Annotated in this window: 15 protein-coding genes and 2 tRNA genes; 8 read left to right on the top strand and 9 right to left on the bottom strand. The window is 48.8% G+C overall.

The annotated features are described in order from the left end of the window. From EOJ37_RS08945 to purM, 4 genes are all read right to left on the bottom strand, one after another. Positions 1-1,823: type VI secretion system Vgr family protein (locus EOJ37_RS08945; protein WP_155522489.1), on the bottom strand; the 1,823-nt coding region annotated here is incomplete at its 3' end. Between the two features lie 669 nt (positions 1,824-2,492). Further along, positions 2,493-3,047 carry a spermidine N1-acetyltransferase gene (gene speG, locus EOJ37_RS08940; RefSeq protein WP_127959586.1) on the bottom strand — a complete coding sequence of 185 codons (555 nt, stop codon included), beginning with the start codon at positions 3,045-3,047 and terminating at the stop codon, positions 2,493-2,495. 169 nt (positions 3,048-3,216) lie between these two features. Further along, complete coding sequence (purN, locus tag EOJ37_RS08935; protein WP_127959585.1) at positions 3,217-3,855, bottom strand: phosphoribosylglycinamide formyltransferase; 639 nt, start codon at positions 3,853-3,855, stop codon at positions 3,217-3,219. Further along, positions 3,855-4,889 (bottom strand): phosphoribosylformylglycinamidine cyclo-ligase, encoded by a 1,035-nt coding sequence (purM, locus tag EOJ37_RS08930; protein ID WP_127959584.1) that lies wholly within the window; start codon positions 4,887-4,889, stop codon positions 3,855-3,857. Before purM ends, purN begins: the two co-directional genes overlap by 1 nt. Before the next feature lie 336 nt (positions 4,890-5,225). On the opposite strand from purM, the gene upp reads away from it, so the two are divergent. The 4 genes from upp (at position 5,226) to EOJ37_RS08910 (ending at position 9,559) form a co-directional block, all read left to right on the top strand. Continuing rightward, the gene (gene upp, locus EOJ37_RS08925) at positions 5,226-5,852 is read left to right on the top strand and encodes a uracil phosphoribosyltransferase (protein WP_127959587.1); all 627 of its coding nucleotides are present in this window, start codon (positions 5,226-5,228) and stop codon (positions 5,850-5,852) included. A gap of 116 nt (positions 5,853-5,968) precedes the next feature. Further along, the gene (gene uraA, locus EOJ37_RS08920) at positions 5,969-7,258 is read left to right on the top strand and encodes a uracil permease (protein ID WP_127959583.1); all 1,290 of its coding nucleotides are present in this window, start codon (positions 5,969-5,971) and stop codon (positions 7,256-7,258) included. Positions 7,259-7,536: 278 nt separating this feature from the next. Next, positions 7,537-9,015, top strand: a complete 1,479-nt coding sequence (putP, locus tag EOJ37_RS08915; RefSeq protein WP_127959582.1) for a sodium/proline symporter PutP — start codon at positions 7,537-7,539, stop codon at positions 9,013-9,015. 343 nt (positions 9,016-9,358) lie between these two features. Next, positions 9,359-9,559 (top strand): hypothetical protein, encoded by a 201-nt coding sequence (locus EOJ37_RS08910; protein ID WP_127959581.1) that lies wholly within the window; start codon positions 9,359-9,361, stop codon positions 9,557-9,559. Between the two features lie 90 nt (positions 9,560-9,649). Here EOJ37_RS08910 and EOJ37_RS08905 read toward each other — a convergent pair. Then, positions 9,650-9,736: transfer RNA gene (locus EOJ37_RS08905), tRNA-Leu, on the bottom strand. A 5-nt stretch (positions 9,737-9,741) separates the two neighbouring features. Beyond that, positions 9,742-9,815, bottom strand: a tRNA-Cys gene (locus tag EOJ37_RS08900). Between the two features lie 144 nt (positions 9,816-9,959). Between EOJ37_RS08900 and EOJ37_RS14415 the strand changes: the two genes are divergently transcribed. After that, positions 9,960-10,133: a hypothetical protein gene (locus EOJ37_RS14415; protein WP_155522488.1), complete on the top strand. Its 174-nt coding sequence runs from the start codon at positions 9,960-9,962 to the stop codon at positions 10,131-10,133. Between the two features lie 23 nt (positions 10,134-10,156). On the opposite strand, the gene EOJ37_RS08895 is transcribed toward EOJ37_RS14415, so the two are convergent. After that, positions 10,157-11,137 (bottom strand): hypothetical protein, encoded by a 981-nt coding sequence (locus EOJ37_RS08895; protein WP_127959580.1) that lies wholly within the window; start codon positions 11,135-11,137, stop codon positions 10,157-10,159. Positions 11,138-11,992: 855 nt separating this feature from the next. Between EOJ37_RS08895 and rsuA the strand changes: the two genes are divergently transcribed. From rsuA to EOJ37_RS08880, 3 genes are all read left to right on the top strand, one after another. After that, positions 11,993-12,697 (top strand): 16S rRNA pseudouridine(516) synthase RsuA, encoded by a 705-nt coding sequence (gene rsuA, locus EOJ37_RS08890; protein ID WP_127959579.1) that lies wholly within the window; start codon positions 11,993-11,995, stop codon positions 12,695-12,697. A 35-nt stretch (positions 12,698-12,732) separates the two neighbouring features. Next, the gene (locus EOJ37_RS08885) at positions 12,733-13,923 is read left to right on the top strand and encodes a Bcr/CflA family multidrug efflux MFS transporter (RefSeq protein ID WP_127959578.1); all 1,191 of its coding nucleotides are present in this window, start codon (positions 12,733-12,735) and stop codon (positions 13,921-13,923) included. A gap of 170 nt (positions 13,924-14,093) precedes the next feature. After that, positions 14,094-14,540, top strand: coding sequence for a YejG family protein (locus EOJ37_RS08880; RefSeq protein WP_127959577.1), 447 nt, complete (start codon positions 14,094-14,096; stop codon positions 14,538-14,540). 355 nt (positions 14,541-14,895) lie between these two features. On the opposite strand, the gene EOJ37_RS08875 is transcribed toward EOJ37_RS08880, so the two are convergent. Further along, positions 14,896-15,465, bottom strand: a complete 570-nt coding sequence (locus EOJ37_RS08875; RefSeq protein WP_127959576.1) for a rhomboid family intramembrane serine protease — start codon at positions 15,463-15,465, stop codon at positions 14,896-14,898. Positions 15,466-15,676: 211 nt separating this feature from the next. After that, positions 15,677-17,266 (bottom strand): microcin C ABC transporter ATP-binding protein YejF, encoded by a 1,590-nt coding sequence (yejF, locus tag EOJ37_RS08870; RefSeq protein WP_127959575.1) that lies wholly within the window; start codon positions 17,264-17,266, stop codon positions 15,677-15,679.

The raw sequence follows: 17,266 nt of genomic DNA, 5'->3' as shown, positions 1-17,266 counted from the left end.
TGGCCGTTGTGTGTGGCATAGAGGTTGAAGTTTTTGCCGTGTAGGCTGATACGCCCATCGGCGTGCAGTTCCAGTGCCGATGCGCCGCTCTCCAGCCGAATGCCACGCGCCGAGGCCAGTTCCAGCACTTGTTGTACCGTGCGTTGCTGTTGGCCGTTGATCTCGGTGTGTTGATCACCCTGAACCGTCAGGGTGTGGTTGCCGTGCGCGGTGAAATGATAATGTTGGCCAATTTCAATTTGCTGATTTTGTTGCACCGTTTCGATGTGGTTAGCGCCGACTTCGGTGACGCGGTTGTTCAGCACTTGGGTGGTCATGTCGCGCTGGGCACGCAGGAACAGGCCTTCCCTGCCTTTGGCATCTTCAAAGCGCAGTTCGTTGTAGCCTTCGCCTTTGTGGGTTTTGCTGCGCAATACCATCTGGGTTTTTGCCATCGGCAGTTTTAACGCGGCGCGGTTGACCGCGTGGTAGGTGCGGCCAGTGACCATCGGTTGATCCGGGTCGCCGTGCAGGAAGTGGATCACCACTTCCTGACCGACGCGCGGGATGGCGATCATGCCCCAGCCTTGTCCTGCCCACGGTTGGCTGACGCGGATCCAGCATGAGCTGTGGTCGTCGTTGTTGCCGTAGCGATCCCAACGGAACTGCACGCGGATGCGGCCATGTTCATCGCAGAAGATCTCTTCGTTGCCGGGGCCGACCACGTTGGCCAGATGTGGCCCGTCGATGACCGGTTTCGGCAGTGGCGTTGGCCGCCAGGTTTGGCTACGCGGGATAAATTGGAACTCGGTATTCAGGTGGGTGCCTTGCTCGCCGGCTTCTTGTTCCATGGCTTGCGGCTGTTGGCCGCTGTGGCGGGTGGCGATCAGTTGCCAGGCGCAGTTCAGGTCGGCGCGCGGGTGCTGGCTCAGCGTCAGGAGAATGCCAGGTTGCAGGCGGAAGTCGTTGCTGGTGCCGCGCCCCAAACGGGCGTCGTTGCGCAGCGCCTCCAGCCGGTAGCGGGTGAAATCTTTGCCGTGCTGCTGATCTTTGAAGCGACCAGGAAAATCAAACTGTTGGTAACTACGACGTTGAGCGATTTCGCCACTGGCTTGTTGGCTGAATGTCGCATCCCAACGCGGGTTTTTGAAGGTGTGATCCTTCAGTTGCACCTCCGCTGGGCGTACTTGCGCGCTGCAAATGAAGCTGTTGACGCACAGCTCGTTGGCTTGTGCCGCGACATTCGGGTTGTAGGGCAGGCTGGCTTTTTTCCGGATGATGCCGCAGTCATCGGCAAACACTACGGTATGGCGGCCCTGGTTGAACTCAAAATAGAAGAAGATGCCCTCTTCGGCGGCCAGGCGCTGGATAAATTCAAGGTCACTCTCTTGGTACTGCACGCAAAATTCGCGTGCTGGGTGCGGGTGGCGTAGGCCGAAGGCGTAGTCGACGATTTGTGCTTCACGCAGCAGTGTGCTGATGATCTGTTCGATGGTTTCAAGCTGGAAGATGCGTGAGTTACGGCGTAAGCCTAAGCGCCACAGGCTGGGGCGCACGGACATGCGGTAGCGGGTTTGCTGGAAGCCGCTGTCGCCCTGTTGAAAGCAGGTGACGATGCCGGAAACCGCGCGTTGTAGCACGCCGTCGCGCCAGACCGAGAGTGTCGCCCCGCGATCGAGCACCGCATCAAAATCAACCGCCGGGTTGCGGCTGGCGAGGTTAAGCTCCAGTTCAAACAGCGAGGAGTCGTGTTCGTGTAGGGTGAAATCGACCACCGCGAAGGTGCCAGCCGGTTGGCCGCCGGCGCTGAGGGTAAATTGCAATCCACTGGCTTGAGTGCGCATGTTCACGTTCCCTGAATCTCGCGTTGCTCGTGTTGATTGTGCGCGTAAATGGCTTGGTTTTAGTGCTTCTGATCACGGTGAGTGATGGTCGATACCGCAACGGCTAAAAAGCCTAACCGAGACGATAGCTTAATCACTGTTTCCGGATTAAATCACGCAGTTGCATGCAAAGAAACTGGTTTTTTCACCCTGCTTGAATACAGGGTGTCTGGCAGGGCAAGATCACGAACGTTTTTTAATCGATTATTAACTAAAGTTTGTTCTGTGCCACAATACGAGGAGCCAGGTAGTTCCCTCCCCTTAATAAGGGGAGGGTTAGGGTGGGGTGTTAACGCATTTGATTATTTTGAAATACCCCCTCCCAGCCTCCCTCTTTGCAGGGGGAGGAGCGAGACAATGCTTTTGCTTTGATAAGGGGAAAAACATCAACACGTGCTCAGGTCAAATACTGTTTTTGGTTAAAAAACGTTCGCGCGTTTGCCCTGGGGTGTCTGGCTGTTACAGCACAATCATCGGTGTTAGCGCCGGCCGCTGTGTGATATTGCTCTGGTTTTGTCTCGTCGATGCTGATCACTGAAACCACCCAAAAACATAGCCTAGATGATAGGTCAGCAAACGTGGCCAGATTCACGCACGGAATAGAAGTCGTTTTCCTATTACTGCTTTTATTCAGTAACCTGATGGTAGATCGCCTGATTGCTGTTTAAAACGTTGCAGATAACTGGGCTGGAAAATACACATCCGCAATACCGTGATGTATTTGCCGTTGACAAAGAACTCATCAATCAGTTCACCCTCAATGTCAAAACCCAATTTGGTGTAGATGTGGATCGCTTTGGCGTTATCTTTATCAACAATCAGATAGAGCTTATAGAGGTTCAGTACTGAAAAACCGTAATCCATCGCTAATCTAGCGGCTTTGCTGGCATAACCTTGCCCTTGATGTGCAGGATCAATGATGATTTGGAATTCGGCACGGCGGTGGATGTGGTCAATTTCAACCAGTTCTACGAGGCCGACTTTGTTGGATTGATGTTCGATGATAAAACGGCGTTCGGTCTGATCATGGATATGTTTGTCATACAGATCAACCAGTTCAACAAAGGCCTCGTAAGGCTCCTCAAACCAGTAACGCATTACGCTGGCGTTGTTGTCCATTTGATGCACAAAGACTAAATCTTCCCGCTCCAGGGGGCGCAGTTTAACATCATGAGTGGTCGGCATACTTTTTCCTGTTTGTTATCGCTATCAACATTGCAGAGATAAATAGTGTCAGAAGTATAGATCCAACCCGTGTCCGACGCTGGCAGGGCAGAGTGTCAAATGACGGTGTCAGGTGGGGCAATAACGGCAAGATAACCACTTGCCGTTAAGGGGGAACGAGTAGCGGTTGTTATTCTGCCGCGTATCCTTGCGCTGGTAAACGGTGGCCATCCAGCCAGGCAGCGCCATCTTGCATCCGTAAACGACCATTAATAAACCAACTCACTACCAGTGGGTAGATGGTGTGTTCCTGGTTCTTTACTCGCTCCATAACTTCTTGTTCGCTGTCGCCAGCAAAGATCGGTACTTTAGCTTGCAAAATCACTGGGCCACCATCCAATTGCTCGGTGACAAAATGCACCGAGGTGCCGTGCTCGCGGTCGCCGTTGTCGATAGCACGCCGATGGGTCTCTAAGCCAGGGTATTTGGGCAGTAGTGAAGGGTGAATGTTGAGTACCCGTCCACGGTAGTGCTGCACAAAAGCCGTGCCAAGAATACGCATATAACCGGCCAGCACGATTAGGTCGGGCTGGTACTGGTCGATAGTGGCGATTAGCGCCTGATCGAACGCTTCCGCATCAGCAAAATGTTTACTGCTGAAGATGTGACTGGCAATGCCTGCATCGGCTGCACGTTGCAAACCATAAGCCTTTGGGCGGTTGCTGATCACCGCAACCACTTCAGCGGTAATGCGTCCTTGCTGGCAGGCGTCGATCAGCGACTGAAGATTGCTCCCTTGACCAGAGAGCAGCACGACAATCTTTTTCATTACTCAATAACCACTGGTTGTTCAGTTGATTGGCGCAGTGTGCCGATCTGCCAGGCAGTCTCACCGGCCGCAGTTAACAGCGCAATTGCACACTCGACTGCATCGGCAGGGAGGGCGATCACCATACCTACACCACAGTTAAAGGTACGGTACATCTCATCACGTTCAACGTTTCCAGCCTGTTGCAGCCATTGGAAGATTTCTGGCCACTGCCAGCTTGATTCATCAATCACCGCCTGAATGCCTGCCGGTAGAACACGTGGAATATTTTCCCAGAAACCACCACCGGTTAGGTGTGCGATAGCGTGTACATCCACTTGCTCAATCAGTGCCAAGATTGATTTAACGTAGATTTTGGTCGGGGTCAGCAGATGATCAGCCAGTGATTTGCCCGCTAACTGGGTGGTTGCGGGATCGCTGTTGCTGACGGCTAGGATTTTGCGGATTAGTGAGTAACCATTGGAGTGTGGACCAGAGGCAGCAAGCGCAATCAGTGCGTCGCCAGCCTTGACTTTACTGCCATCAATAATAGCGGACTTTTCTACCACGCCGACGGCAAAGCCGGCGACATCATAATCTTCACCGTGATACATGCCGGGCATTTCGGCAGTTTCGCCACCAACCAGCGCACAACCGGCCTGTTTACAGCCTTCGGCAATACCGGTGATCACGCTGGTCGCTGTGTCGACATCAAGTTTGCCGGTGGCGTAGTAATCGAGGAAAAATAGCGGTTCAGCTCCTTGTACAACCAGATCATTGACACACATCGCCACTAAATCAATACCAATAGTGTCATGGCGCTGCAGATCCATCGCCAAGCGCAGCTTGGTACCGACCCCATCAGTGCCAGAGACCAGCACCGGCTCACGATATTTTTGCGGTAACGCACACAGGGCGCCAAAGCCACCAAGCCCCCCCATCACTTCTGGGCGGCGAGTCTGTTTTACCACACCTTTGATACGATCTACCAACGCATTGCCGGCATCGATGTCAACGCCTGCGTCTTTATAGCTGAGAGAGGTTTGGTCGGTCACTGTGCGATCCCCACGACGGTTTGCAGTTTGAAAAGAGTGCCAGTAGCGCAGACACATAGTGGAGCGTGTTGAGACAGCTACCAGCAGGCGCGGCAATTCTAACAGCGCAGGCAAACGTTTGCGAGTCTCTTATTGGCACAGCACAGAAAGTGTGAGTTTGATATGGCAATCGATCATACTAACTGTGAAAAACCGACGATACTTTTACCCAGGTTAATCGCTAGCAGCCTCTACCTTGGTTTAAACCAGACCGCTGATTGCTAGGCGTTACCCAAAAAAGACGCTATAATCCGCCGATTTTTTTGCCGCCAACTGCCGTGATTAGGAGAAAAAGTGATGAAGATCGTTGAAGTGAAACACCCGCTGGTTCGACATAAGCTGGGGTTAATGCGCGAACACGATATCAGCACCAAACGCTTTCGTGAATTGGCTTCTGAAGTGGGCAGTTTACTCACTTATGAAGCAACGGCTGACCTTGCTACAGAAAAAGTGACGATTCAAGGTTGGTGTGGGCCAGTTGATATTGATCAGATCAAGGGAAAAAAGATCACTGTGGTGCCGATCCTGCGTGCCGGTCTGGGCATGATGGAAGGGGTTCTGGAGCATGTTCCGAGTGCGCGTATCAGCGTGGTCGGTATTTATCGCGATGAAGAAACTTTGGAACCGGTGCCCTATTTTCAGAAGCTGGTTTCTAATATTGCTGAGCGGATGGCGCTGGTAGTCGATCCAATGCTGGCGACCGGTGGATCGATGATTGCCACCATCGATCTGCTGAAAAAGGCCGGTTGTAGCAGTATTAAAGTGCTGGTTTTGGTGGCAGCCCCAGAAGGGATTGCCGCTCTGGAACAGGCACACCCAGATGTTGAGTTATATACCGCAGCGATTGATAACTGCCTGAACGAGAAGGGCTATATTGTCCCTGGCTTAGGCGATGCAGGTGATAAGATATTTGGTACCAAATAGTTGATTAACCGACCGAAGCGTCGGTTTTTTTTCGCTTTTACCACCGGCCGGATTCGTTGCTGACATTGCTACAGCAGCAGACGACCGATCTATACAACCTAGAGGAAAGAAATAACATGACCCGCAGGGCCATTGGCGTTAATGAACGTTTACCGCTACTCCAGACTATTCCGCTGAGTTTTCAACACCTATTTGCCATGTTTGGCGCAACAGTACTGGTGCCGATCCTGTTTAATATCAACCCGGCGACGGTGTTGTTGTTTAATGGGGTGGGTACGCTGCTCTATCTGTTTATCTGTAAAGGAAAGGTGCCAGCTTATCTTGGCTCAAGTTTTGCCTTCATTTCACCGGTACTGCTGCTGTTGCCGTTAGGTTACGAGGTGGCGTTGGGTGGCTTTATCATGTGTGGCGTGCTGTTCTGCCTGGTCGCATTTATTGTCAAAAAGGCCGGTACCGGTTGGCTGGATGTGATGTTCCCACCAGCAGCGATGGGGGCGATCATTGCGGTAATTGGTCTTGAGTTGGCTGGCGTAGCGGCCAATATGGCTGGCCTGTTGCCCGCCGAAGGGACAAGCGCCGATAGCACAACCATTACTATCTCATTGATCACGCTTGGGGTGACTATTTTCGGTTCGGTACTGTTTCGTGGTTTTCTCGCTATTATTCCAATTCTGATTGGCGTTCTGGTTGGTTATGCACTTTCGTTCTTTATGGGCGTGGTCGATTTGACCCCGATCAGCGAAGCGAAGTGGTTCAGCCTACCCACTTTCTATACACCGCGCTTCGAATGGTTTGCCATATTGACTATCTTACCGGCTGCACTGGTGGTGATTGCTGAACATGTCGGCCATTTGGTGGTGACCGCTAATATTGTCAGAAAAGATCTGTTGCGTGATCCCGGGCTGCATCGCTCCATGTTCGCTAATGGCATCTCTACTGTGCTCTCCGGTTTCTTTGGTTCAACCCCTAACACCACCTATGGTGAAAATATTGGTGTGATGGCGATCACTAAGGTCTACAGCACTTGGGTGATCGGTGGCGCTGCAATCCTGGCGATCCTGCTCTCTTGTGTCGGCAAATTGGCGGCTGCAATCCAGGCTGTGCCAGTACCGGTGATGGGAGGGGTTTCGCTGCTGCTGTATGGTGTGATTGGTGCTTCGGGTATCCGCGTGCTGATCGAGTCAAAAGTGGATTACAACAAAGCACAAAACCTGATTTTAACTTCAGTGATCCTGATTATCGGTGTCAGCGGTGCCAAGGTTAATATCGGTGCGGCAGAACTGAAGGGGATGGCGTTGGCGACCATCGTCGGCATTAGCCTCAGCCTACTGTTCAAGCTGATCAGCCTTTACCGTAAAGAGGAAGAGGTGATTGAAGTGGCAGATGGATCTGTTGATCAACGCTAATTTATTTACCCTGCATACAGCTAATGCACGCACACTTGCTGCCATGGGTTTACAACTAGGAGCCGTGGAGCAAGTGATGGCGGCTGTTTTAACTTAAGCTGTTGCCCTTTGAACACATATTGAAGTAACCTCACCGGTTTACTGGGTGCTGGCATGCAGTTGCTGGCCCCATCTGCACCAATCCTTGACTGGGTACAAAAACCTATTGACTCTTGTGGGCGAGCGACATGTGCTGGGCTGATAGTGGATAGGCAATAAAAACGGAGAATTGCGCGAGAATGAGCACACCTATGCTAGTGACCTTTTTGGTCTACATTTTGGGAATGATACTCATTGGTTTGCTTGCTTATCGAGCAACTAAAAATTTTGATGACTATATTCTCGGTGGCCGTCGGTTGGGGAGTGTTGTCACGGCACTCTCTGCAGGTGCCTCTGATATGAGTGGTTGGCTACTCATGGGGTTGCCAGGAGCGATTTTCCTGGCCGGTATTTCAGAAAGTTGGATTGCGATCGGTTTGACTATCGGTGCTTACTTTAACTGGAAACTGGTGGCAGGGCGGTTGCGTGTCCATACCGAAGTTAATCATAACGCTTTAACTTTACCCGATTACTTTACTAGCCGCTTTGAAGATAACAGCAAACTGTTGCGCGTGATCTCTGCACTGGTCATTCTGCTGTTTTTCACTGTCTATTGCGCTTCTGGTGTGGTGGCTGGCGCTCGTTTATTCGAAAGCACCTTTGGTATTAGTTACCAGACTGCACTTTGGGCCGGTGCGGCAGCGACCATTTTGTATACTTTCATCGGTGGTTTCCTGGCGGTAAGCTGGACTGACACCGTGCAAGCTAGCCTGATGATTTTTGCGCTGATCCTGACACCGATTATGGTGATCCTCTCTCTTGGCGGTATCGATAGCTCAATTGAAGTGATCATGGCACAAAACCCGGCCAATCTTGACATGATGAAAGGGCTAAACTGGATCGCCATTGTTTCACTGATGGGATGGGGATTGGGCTATTTTGGCCAACCACACATTCTGGCACGTTTCATGGCAGCAGATTCACATCACACTATTCGCCGTGCGCGCAGTATCAGTATGACCTGGATGGTGCTCTGTTTAGCAGGCACTATTGCTGTTGGTTTCTTTGGTATCGCCTATTTTGCCAACCACAGTGATCAAGCCGCTAATGTGACACAAAATGGTGAACGGGTATTTATTGAATTGGCAATGCTGCTGTTTAACCCTTGGATGGCAGGGGTGTTGCTCTCCGCCATTTTGGCGGCGGTAATGAGCACCTTGAGTTGCCAACTGCTGGTCTGTTCCAGTGCGATTACCGAAGATCTCTATAAGGCTTTTCTGCGTAAAGGTGCCAGTCAGCGTGAATTGGTGTGGGTAGGGCGAGTGATGGTGTTGGTGGTTGCGCTGATTGCTATCACATTGGCGGCAGATCCAGAGAATCGTGTTCTGGGGCTGGTGAGCTATGCCTGGGCTGGTTTTGGTGCCGCATTTGGCCCGGTGGTGCTGATTTCGGTACTCTGGCCTCGCATGACTCGCAACGGTGCCTTGGCTGGGATGCTGGTTGGTGCAGCCACCGTGATTATCTGGAAACAGAATGGTTGGCTGGGTCTGTATGAAATTATTCCCGGTTTTTTGCTGGCTAGCATAGCAATCATTCTGGTTAGCCTGTTCGACAAGCCGCCTTCTGTTAATATTACACAGCGATTTAAACAGGCAGAAACTGAATTTAAGAAAGTGTAACACTCCCATACTGGGCACAAGGTTTTTCTTTGTGCTATACCCAATTGACTGCTTGTGGTCAGGGAAGATGCTGGGTGATGCCTGAATGGTTCAGGCACCACCTTTCTAGTTTTATGGCCACTACACAGCAGGTATCTGATAACAAAAAGCCACGTTCGGTGTCCTTATCACCATCACAGGGGATAGCCGTGAGCATTAGCGAAAGAGTTAGCGAGCGATTGTTGGTTAGCGACTAGTTGCACTTGCCTAACGATGTGGTGTGAGTCAGTCATCATATTGACTTGTTTGCTGTTATCCGTACCGTAAGAATATAACCAGTGATTGCCTGCGCACGATTGGAAATATGAAAACGCTTAAACCTCGTCGCCCGAATGGGCGTTGGATTTACTATATCCTGCATGAAGATATTTTGTGGCCCTGTCCAGTCAAATGGGAATGGGAGAGTAACTTCGGTGTTTGGGTACCATTCTACTACTCACCAACGTTGGAGTTTATTGCTGGTGATCCTGACAAAGCAGTCAGAGTGGTGAAGAGGGTAGCTTAACGCGCAGTAAGCTGGTTTGCATCGGGCTGTGTAGCAGGCATGAGGGAATCAATAAACTGCTTGATAAGAAAATGACAGGGTGAGATGTAATGGTGCCCGGGGCGGGACTTGAACCCGCACAGCCAAAAGGCCGAGGGATTTTAAATCCCTTGTGTCTACCGATTTCACCACCCGGGCAAGAGTGGAGGCGCGTTCCGGAGTCGAACCGGACTAGACGGATTTGCAATCCGCTACATAACCGCTTTGTTAACGCGCCTTAAAATTTTGCTCTGTTCAGATAGCTACCAATGATTCAGCAACACGCTGACACAGCCAGCACCAAACACCACATTTTCAGCTACTGCAAGTTCTGCCAAAAACAGAACAGCAACCTGCTGAAATTTTAATCAGAATTACTACTATGATGCTGATTTATATTGCTTTTAACTTGTGGTGGTCGGCAACATGGGCAGCATTATCTACTAATCGTTTTCCTTTGGCAACCCCTGATAGTGAGAAAAATGGCGCTTATGTTTCAAATGCTCATTTTGCAATCATTGCCCTGTTGCTTCCAACCGCTACCGTCTCGCGGTGAATGGCAAATGACACAACAAGCTGTCACTGTGTCAATTGTTCAGATGCTGCTTTTAATGCGCGCAACTTAGAACCCATCAAGGTTGCATCTGGCAGTGCATAAGCATGCATCCCTTCTAATACCGCACTAACAAAGAATTCTTCCTGAAGTGTTAGATCTTCCACTGAGCTGGCATAACCTTCACTGTCAAAAGCCAGTTCTACTAGTATCGGTTTACCATCAGGTGTTGATGCCCATACTTCAATATCAAAAGAGCTGGTTTTCCCATTGGGTAAAGTGAACTTTCCTGGACTCATCTGTGTGCTGTAGGCGATCTGTCTGATTAACTTTTCGTCTTTTGCTATGCCAAATTTAGCCAATTCAGGGTGAATGGAAAAATAATCATTGATACTATTGTTTTTTAGCATGTTTTCACTCAATTTTGAGCTAAGTGTAACTTCAAAATAAGACTGAAGCTCACCATGCTGATCGGCTGAAATGTTCTCTTCAGTTTTTTGTTTAATATTGCTTGCATTTGAAGCAGTAAACAATGAAGAGTGAATGATAGGAACTGGGGTGTTTTTGGCTATTTTCTTTACCGTCAATTTGGATTCGGATTTTTCCGTTATGGCAGAATCATGTGCTTGGCTATAATTTTGCCTAATGACAAGATGTTGCTGATCTAACAACTTATCTTTTGTGTCTAAAAAATGCTTTTGCTCTATTTTGAACAATAAATCTTTTTTACCCGAAGTAAATGAATATCCTTTCTCATTTGCTTTCTTAATCATGATATCGCGATAAAAAAGAATGGTTTCTTCTGCTGTTTTGCCATCAGGAACTATAGCGAGGAATTTAAACGAACGGCTGGAAAAATGAAGTAAATCATGCTGATTGAAGCTGGCTTTGTTTTTCATGAATAACATATTTTCTTCTGCCAGAGATGGTTTGTTGTTAACTGCAGCAGTTACATTGCTCGAAATGGAAAGTATGATCATAAAAAACATAGAAATAAAGCACTTCACTTTGAAACTCTCCTTGGAAAATTAGAAGTACACACTAAAGAAATATGGTTGAAGAATACCAGGGGTTAAACATGGTATCAATTTTTGTAATTAAATAGTGTTCTAAAAAATAGAGATGATGCCTACAATGGGTGGAGTATGTATTTTTTTTGAAGGCGGCAATGATCTCTTCATCAACCAGGGCAAGATCACGAACGTTTTTTAATCGATTATTAACTAAAGTTTGTTCTGTGCCACAATGCGAGGAGCCAGGTAGTCCCCTCCCCTTAATAAGGGGAGGGTTAGGGTGGGGTTTTAACGCATTTGATTATTTTGAAATACCCCCTCCTAGCCTCCCCCTTTGCAGGGGGAGGAGCGAGACAATGCTTTTGCTTTGATAAGGGGAAAAACATCAACACGTGCTCAGGTCAAATACTGTTTTTGGTTAAAAAACGTTCATGGTTTGCCCTGCTTCATCAACCTATGCAGAACGAGAAGGACAAATCATTTGCGTACCGATACCGGTTAAGAAGAGGAGCATAGGGGTATTGTTGTGCTGCGTTGTGTGAAGGTTTTGCTGTTGATATCGACTTTGATTACATAAGTAGTATCACGGACGTCGGCACTGTCAAAAGCCATCTTTTACCCCCTGTTTTCTGACTTGCTAGACTCAGAACCGCCGCAGGTGAAGCTGAAAAGACTTTATTTTATTTTAAATCAATAAATTATAACCGTCATCCAGTAGGGGGGCCGCGCGAAAAATTGCGCTGTTATGCCGAGGGTGTGGGGAGTATAATAAGTGATCTCCATCACACTGAATGCCTCCGTCTTTGGTTTGGCGAGGTAAATTCCATCACACAGGTAAAGCAGTTGGTTATGCGACTGGACAAATTTTTATCGCAGCAATTAGGTATTAGCCGAGGATTGGTCAGCCGTGAACTGCGTGCCAAACGCGTTACGGTGCAAGGCGAAGTGATTAAAGATGGTGCATTCAAATTGGAAGCACACCATCAGGTGGCGTTTGACGGCAATCCATTAACGCAACTCTCTGGACCACGTTACTTCATGCTCAACAAGCCTCAAGGCTATGTTTGCTCTACCGACGATCCTGATCACCCGACACTGCTCTATTTTATTGATGAGCCTGTGGCTTATAAACTGCACGCCGCTGGGCGGTTGGATATCGATACCACTGGGCTGGTATTGCTGACCGACGATGGTCAATGGTCTCATCGGATCACCTCGCCAAAACATCACTGTGAAAAAACCTATTTGGTAGAGTTGGAACAGCCATTAGCAGATAACACGGCAGCGATGTTTGCACAAGGCATTCAATTACATAATGAAAAAACAGTGACCAAGCCAGCACAGTTGCAACAGATTGATTCACATCGTGCCCGTCTAACAATCAGTGAGGGGCGCTATCATCAAGTAAAGAGAATGTTTGCCGCAGTGGGGAATCACGTTGTGGCATTACATCGCGAACGGATTGGCGCGATTGTGTTGGATCAGACGTTAGAGCCTGGAGAATACCGCCCACTGACCACACAAGAGATTGCCAGCGTTGCTGTACCGCGCTGAGTAGATAAATTTTTCCGCCGCAGGAGTCGTTACCAGTGCAACAAAAGCGTAGTTCTCACTTTGGTCTGATTTTTATTCTCGGCCTGCTCTCAATGCTGATGCCACTGGCAATCGACATGTACCTGCCCAGTTTACCGATTATCGCTAAACAGTTTGCTGTCGAATCGGGGCGGGTACAGATGACACTCAGTGCCTATATGGTGGGCTTTGCCGTTGGTCAACTGTTTTATGGTCCAATGTCTGATACTATTGGCCGTAAGCCTGTGATCCTTTGGGGAACAGTGATTTTTGCTATCGCCAGTGGCGCTTGTGCGATGGCACAGTCGATTGATCAGTTGATCAATCTGCGTTTTCTTCATGGCCTTTCGGCAGCCGCTGCCAGCGTCGTGATCAACGCATTGATGCGCGACATGTTTAGCCGTGATGAATTCTCACGCATGATGTCGTTTGTTATCCTAGTGATGACCATAGCTCCGCTATTGGCTCCAATGATTGGTGGCGTACTGCTCTCCTGGTTCGATTGGCATGCCATTTTTTGGACTATCTCCGCTGCTGCACTGCTAGGCTCGCTGTTGGTTGCCTTTTTTATCAAAGAAACCTTGGCAAAAGAGAAACGACAGAAGTTTCATTTACGTACCACGCTAGGCAACTTTGCCTCGCTGTTTCGTCATAAAAGCGTGTTGAGTTACATGCTGGCCAGCGCATTCTCGTTTGCCGGTATGTTCTCGTTTCTCAGTGCAGGCCCGTTTGTTTATATCGAACTTAACCAAGTCGCACCAGAACACTTTGGCTACTACTTTGCACTGAACATTGTTTTCCTATTTTTGACTACACTGTTTAACAGCCGTAATGTGCGCCGGTTGGGTTCATTCAACATGTTTCGCATCGGGCTGTTTTTCCAGTTTGCCATGGGAGGCTGGTTGGTCTTGAGTGGCACTTTGGGGTTCGGTTTTTGGGCGTTGGTGCTGGGAGTGGCGGGTTATATTGGTTGTATAGCCATGATTTCCTCAAATGCAATGGCAGTGATCCTTGATCACTTCCCGCACATGGCTGGAACTGCATCGTCACTGGCGGGCACATTACGTTTTAGCATTGGTGCGCTGATCGCCGCACTATTGGCGCAAGTTCCCAACAGCACTGCGTGGCCGATGGTTACCTCAATGGCACTGTGCAGTGTGATGGCGGTGTTATGTTACCTGTATGCCAAACGTGCTTTGCGTCAGTGACGGCGAAGGTTTAGCGCGGTTAATGGCTTAATAAGTTTTTCTTTTAGTGTTATATTTCGTTAGTTACATTTAACTATGGTTTTTTACTAAGGTAAATTTAGTTAATTTTTAGATAATGTAGTATTATTGCAATGTAAAATCTATGTTGCTTTTCCGGCTAGGGACAAAATGTGAGTGAAGTTCATCTTTCGATAATTCATCGTCTGCCGTTCAGTTATCGTTGGGTATCCGGCTACGTGGGCACAAAGCTGGAAGTGGTATCCGAGACAGCAGAACCCGGCAACGTCACTACTGACGCATGTAGCCACGTTGCTGAAGTCAATTCATCCGTCAGGAGACCAACCCAGTCGGTTAACTCACCCGATCATCTGATTGGTTTAAGGTTACTGAGCCAGCAGGGGCAAGAAGCTTGGCAGGCGATGCAACAGCTACAACACTGTTTATTGCAAGTCTATATTGAGTGTGTATTGCTTGAGTGGCAGGGCGAGCCTTGTCTGTTTGTTGCCCAGCAGGATGAGAGCGCTGCGATCTGCCGGTTAAAAAATATTGGGGTAGCGATCGCCGAGAAGATCGACACTCGACAAACGCTGCCCTCAAGTGCCCGCTATGGAACGTAATGGCAGATTATCTGGCTTACAGGTCATCGAACAATAGCGTGTCTGAATAACACAGTAACACGTTAAGGATAAGCGTGATATTGAGGCGAGACGTTCGAAATTTTTCACTAGCAAGGCTAATTAAATGGTTACTGCGATAGTCGCTTACAGGCAGAGCAAGTAGCTACAGAGCCAGCTTACACACCGGTGTTGGGCAAAAAGCCTAACCCCTGCCGATAGGCAATAATTGCCGGTGAGGGTTTCGTGCCGCACCGGTAGTAAAGGGCAACTAAAATTGCCCGCTCTGAACCGGCGATGATGGAACAATCACGCCAATGCCGCTAATCACCTGTTTTAGCTAACCATCTTTGGCTAGTTATCTCTCTGCTTGCAGGCTTTTGCGATAGCAAAAAGCCAATAATAGACCTGATAAAGTGCCCGCTAGATGTCCCTCCCACGAAACCTGCCTTTCTGTTGAAAATAGTCCCCAAATCAGACCCGAGTAGAAAAAAATGACCAAGATTGAAATGGCAATTAATTTCAATCTCTTGCCAAAGATACCAGCAAACACCAGAAAGGATGCCATGCCATATATCACACCACTTGCACCTATATGCGAGGCATTACGTCCGATGATCCAAGTGATCAGGCCGGTTGTGAGCCAGATAACAACAAGATAGCTAACGACTCTTTTTCGATGGGACATAAACAGTAAACAGGCCAAAAAGAAAAACGGCAACGTGTTAGCGATCAAGTGTTCAAAATTACCGTGAATAAACGGGGAAGTTACAACGCCCACTAATCCATACAGCTCACGGGGCACAACGCCGAATCCGAGTAGCGTTGCTCCGCTGAGGGACTTTATGATCTGCACTACCCAAAATACCATAATCAAGATCAACGGATACCTGGCTATCTCTCTCAATAAACTGTCTTTTTTGTTCATGATGTCACTATCTATGTTAAGTTATATCGTTCTATGCTTCCTGGAGCAAAATGAGAAACTACAACCAATTAGCTCGTGACAACGATGCCAGATTGATGTACTCAAGGGAAGCCATCTTTGATAAAAAAGATGACTAAATTCATTGAGTACGCTCAATCCAGCACTTTTATCCACGGTTTGATTTTGTTATCGCTATCAATCACTACTGCGATTAACGGCAACAGGCGAGCAGTTGCTGGGTATAATCCGCTTGCGGTGCATTAAAGATCGCTTGGCAATCACCTTGCTCAACCACCTCGCCTTGCTTCAACACAATGACCTGATGGCAGAGCGAGCGTACCACTTGCAAATCATGGCTGATAAACAGATAAGCCAACTGGTGGCGTTGTTGTAATGATTTCAGCAGCGCCAAGATCTGCGCTTGTACCGACTTATCTAGGGAAGAAGTGGGTTCATCGAGGATCAATAGTTGTGGTTGCAAAATCAATGCACGTGCAATAGCAATACGCTGTCGTTGCCCACCGGAGAACTCTGTCGGATAGCGGTGGCGCATCTCCGCTTCCAGCCCAACTTCCTGTAGCACCTCGATAACACGCTGTTCGCGCTGCTCTGGCGAAAGCTGCTGATGTATCTCTAGTCCCTCGGCGATAATTTGCAGTACATTCAGACGCGGATTCAGTGCCGAGTAGGGATCCTGAAACACGATCTGTAATTGACTACGATAGGGCAACATCTGTTGATGATTAAAGTTGTGCAATGGCTGGCCATTGAACCAAATTTTCCCTTGCGCATGAAGTAGACGTAGCAATGCTAAACCGGTGGTACTCTTACCAGAGCCAGACTCACCAACCAGGCCGATACTCTCGCCCGCGCGCAACTCAAAACTGAGATCTTTCAGCGCATAGTGCTGATCAACCACACGCCGCAGCAGTCCACGCTTAATCGGAAAACAGACTTGCAGATGTGCTACTTTCATTAACGTCTTGCGTTCAGCAGGTAACACTGTCGGCTCGCCCATCTGCTCTGCTGCCAGCAGTTGTTGGGTATAGGGGTGTTGTGGTGCGGTAAACAGCGCGGCCTGACTGCGCTGCTCTACACAGCGCCCTTGTTGCATCACTGCTACGGTGTCTGCCAGTCGACGCACAATATTGAGATTATGGGTGATAAACAGCAGTCCCATCGCCAACTCCTGCTTTAGCTCCTGCAATAGCAGTAAAATCTGTGCTTGCACAGTCACATCCAGTGCTGTGGTCGGTTCATCGGCAATTAGCAATTTCGGATGGGTTAACACAGCCATAGCGATCATCACCCGCTGACGCTCACCACCAGACAGTTGATGTGGAAAATCATTTAGCCGTTGTTTAGCATTACGGATACCAACACGCTCGAGACACTCAATAATCTCCACACGCGCACTCACCCGATCCCTACCACGGTGCAGCATCAACACTTCAGCTAACTGTTTTTCGATGCTATGCAGTGGATTCAGTGACACCATTGGCTCTTGAAAAATCATCGAAATCTGGTTGCCACGCACCTTTCGTAGCGCCGACTCTGTGCAGTGGAGCAATGAATCACCATTGAAACGGATATCACCGTTTGGATAGCACACTGCCGCAGCAGGTAGCAGACGCAAAATAGAGAGTGCAGTGACACTTTTTCCTGAACCAGAGCCACCAACCAGCGCCAACGTTTCACCGCTGTTCACTTGTAGTGACAGGTTCTCTACCACCAAGCGCTGTTCAGCATGCTGGCGAAATGCGATCGAGAGATCATCAATAGCGAGTAGAGGAGCGACCAT

The organism is Serratia microhaemolytica (assembly GCF_004011885.1).
In the GTDB taxonomy this organism is placed as follows: Bacteria; Pseudomonadota; Gammaproteobacteria; order Enterobacterales; family Enterobacteriaceae; genus Serratia_G; species Serratia_G microhaemolytica.
The sequence above is the reverse complement of the archived record's forward strand: the minus strand, read 5'-3'. Positions and strand labels throughout refer to the sequence as shown.

Excerpts from the sequence above, each read along its gene's own strand:
- yejF (WP_127959575.1), bottom strand. The coding sequence starts at position 17,266 with ATGGTCGCTCCTCTACTCGCTATTGATGATCTCTCGATCGCATTTCGC.
- EOJ37_RS08875 (WP_127959576.1), bottom strand. The coding sequence starts at position 15,465 with ATGAACAAAAAAGACAGTTTATTGAGAGAGATAGCCAGGTATCCGTTG.
- speG (WP_127959586.1), bottom strand. The coding sequence starts at position 3,047 with ATGCCGACCACTCATGATGTTAAACTGCGCCCCCTGGAGCGGGAAGAT.
- uraA (WP_127959583.1), top strand. The coding sequence starts at position 5,969 with ATGACCCGCAGGGCCATTGGCGTTAATGAACGTTTACCGCTACTCCAG.
- upp (WP_127959587.1), top strand. The coding sequence starts at position 5,226 with ATGAAGATCGTTGAAGTGAAACACCCGCTGGTTCGACATAAGCTGGGG.
- purN (WP_127959585.1), bottom strand. The coding sequence starts at position 3,855 with ATGAAAAAGATTGTCGTGCTGCTCTCTGGTCAAGGGAGCAATCTTCAG.
- EOJ37_RS14415 (WP_155522488.1), top strand. The coding sequence starts at position 9,960 with ATGATGCTGATTTATATTGCTTTTAACTTGTGGTGGTCGGCAACATGG.
- putP (WP_127959582.1), top strand. The coding sequence starts at position 7,537 with ATGAGCACACCTATGCTAGTGACCTTTTTGGTCTACATTTTGGGAATG.
- rsuA (WP_127959579.1), top strand. The coding sequence starts at position 11,993 with ATGCGACTGGACAAATTTTTATCGCAGCAATTAGGTATTAGCCGAGGA.
- EOJ37_RS08910 (WP_127959581.1), top strand. The coding sequence starts at position 9,359 with ATGAAAACGCTTAAACCTCGTCGCCCGAATGGGCGTTGGATTTACTAT.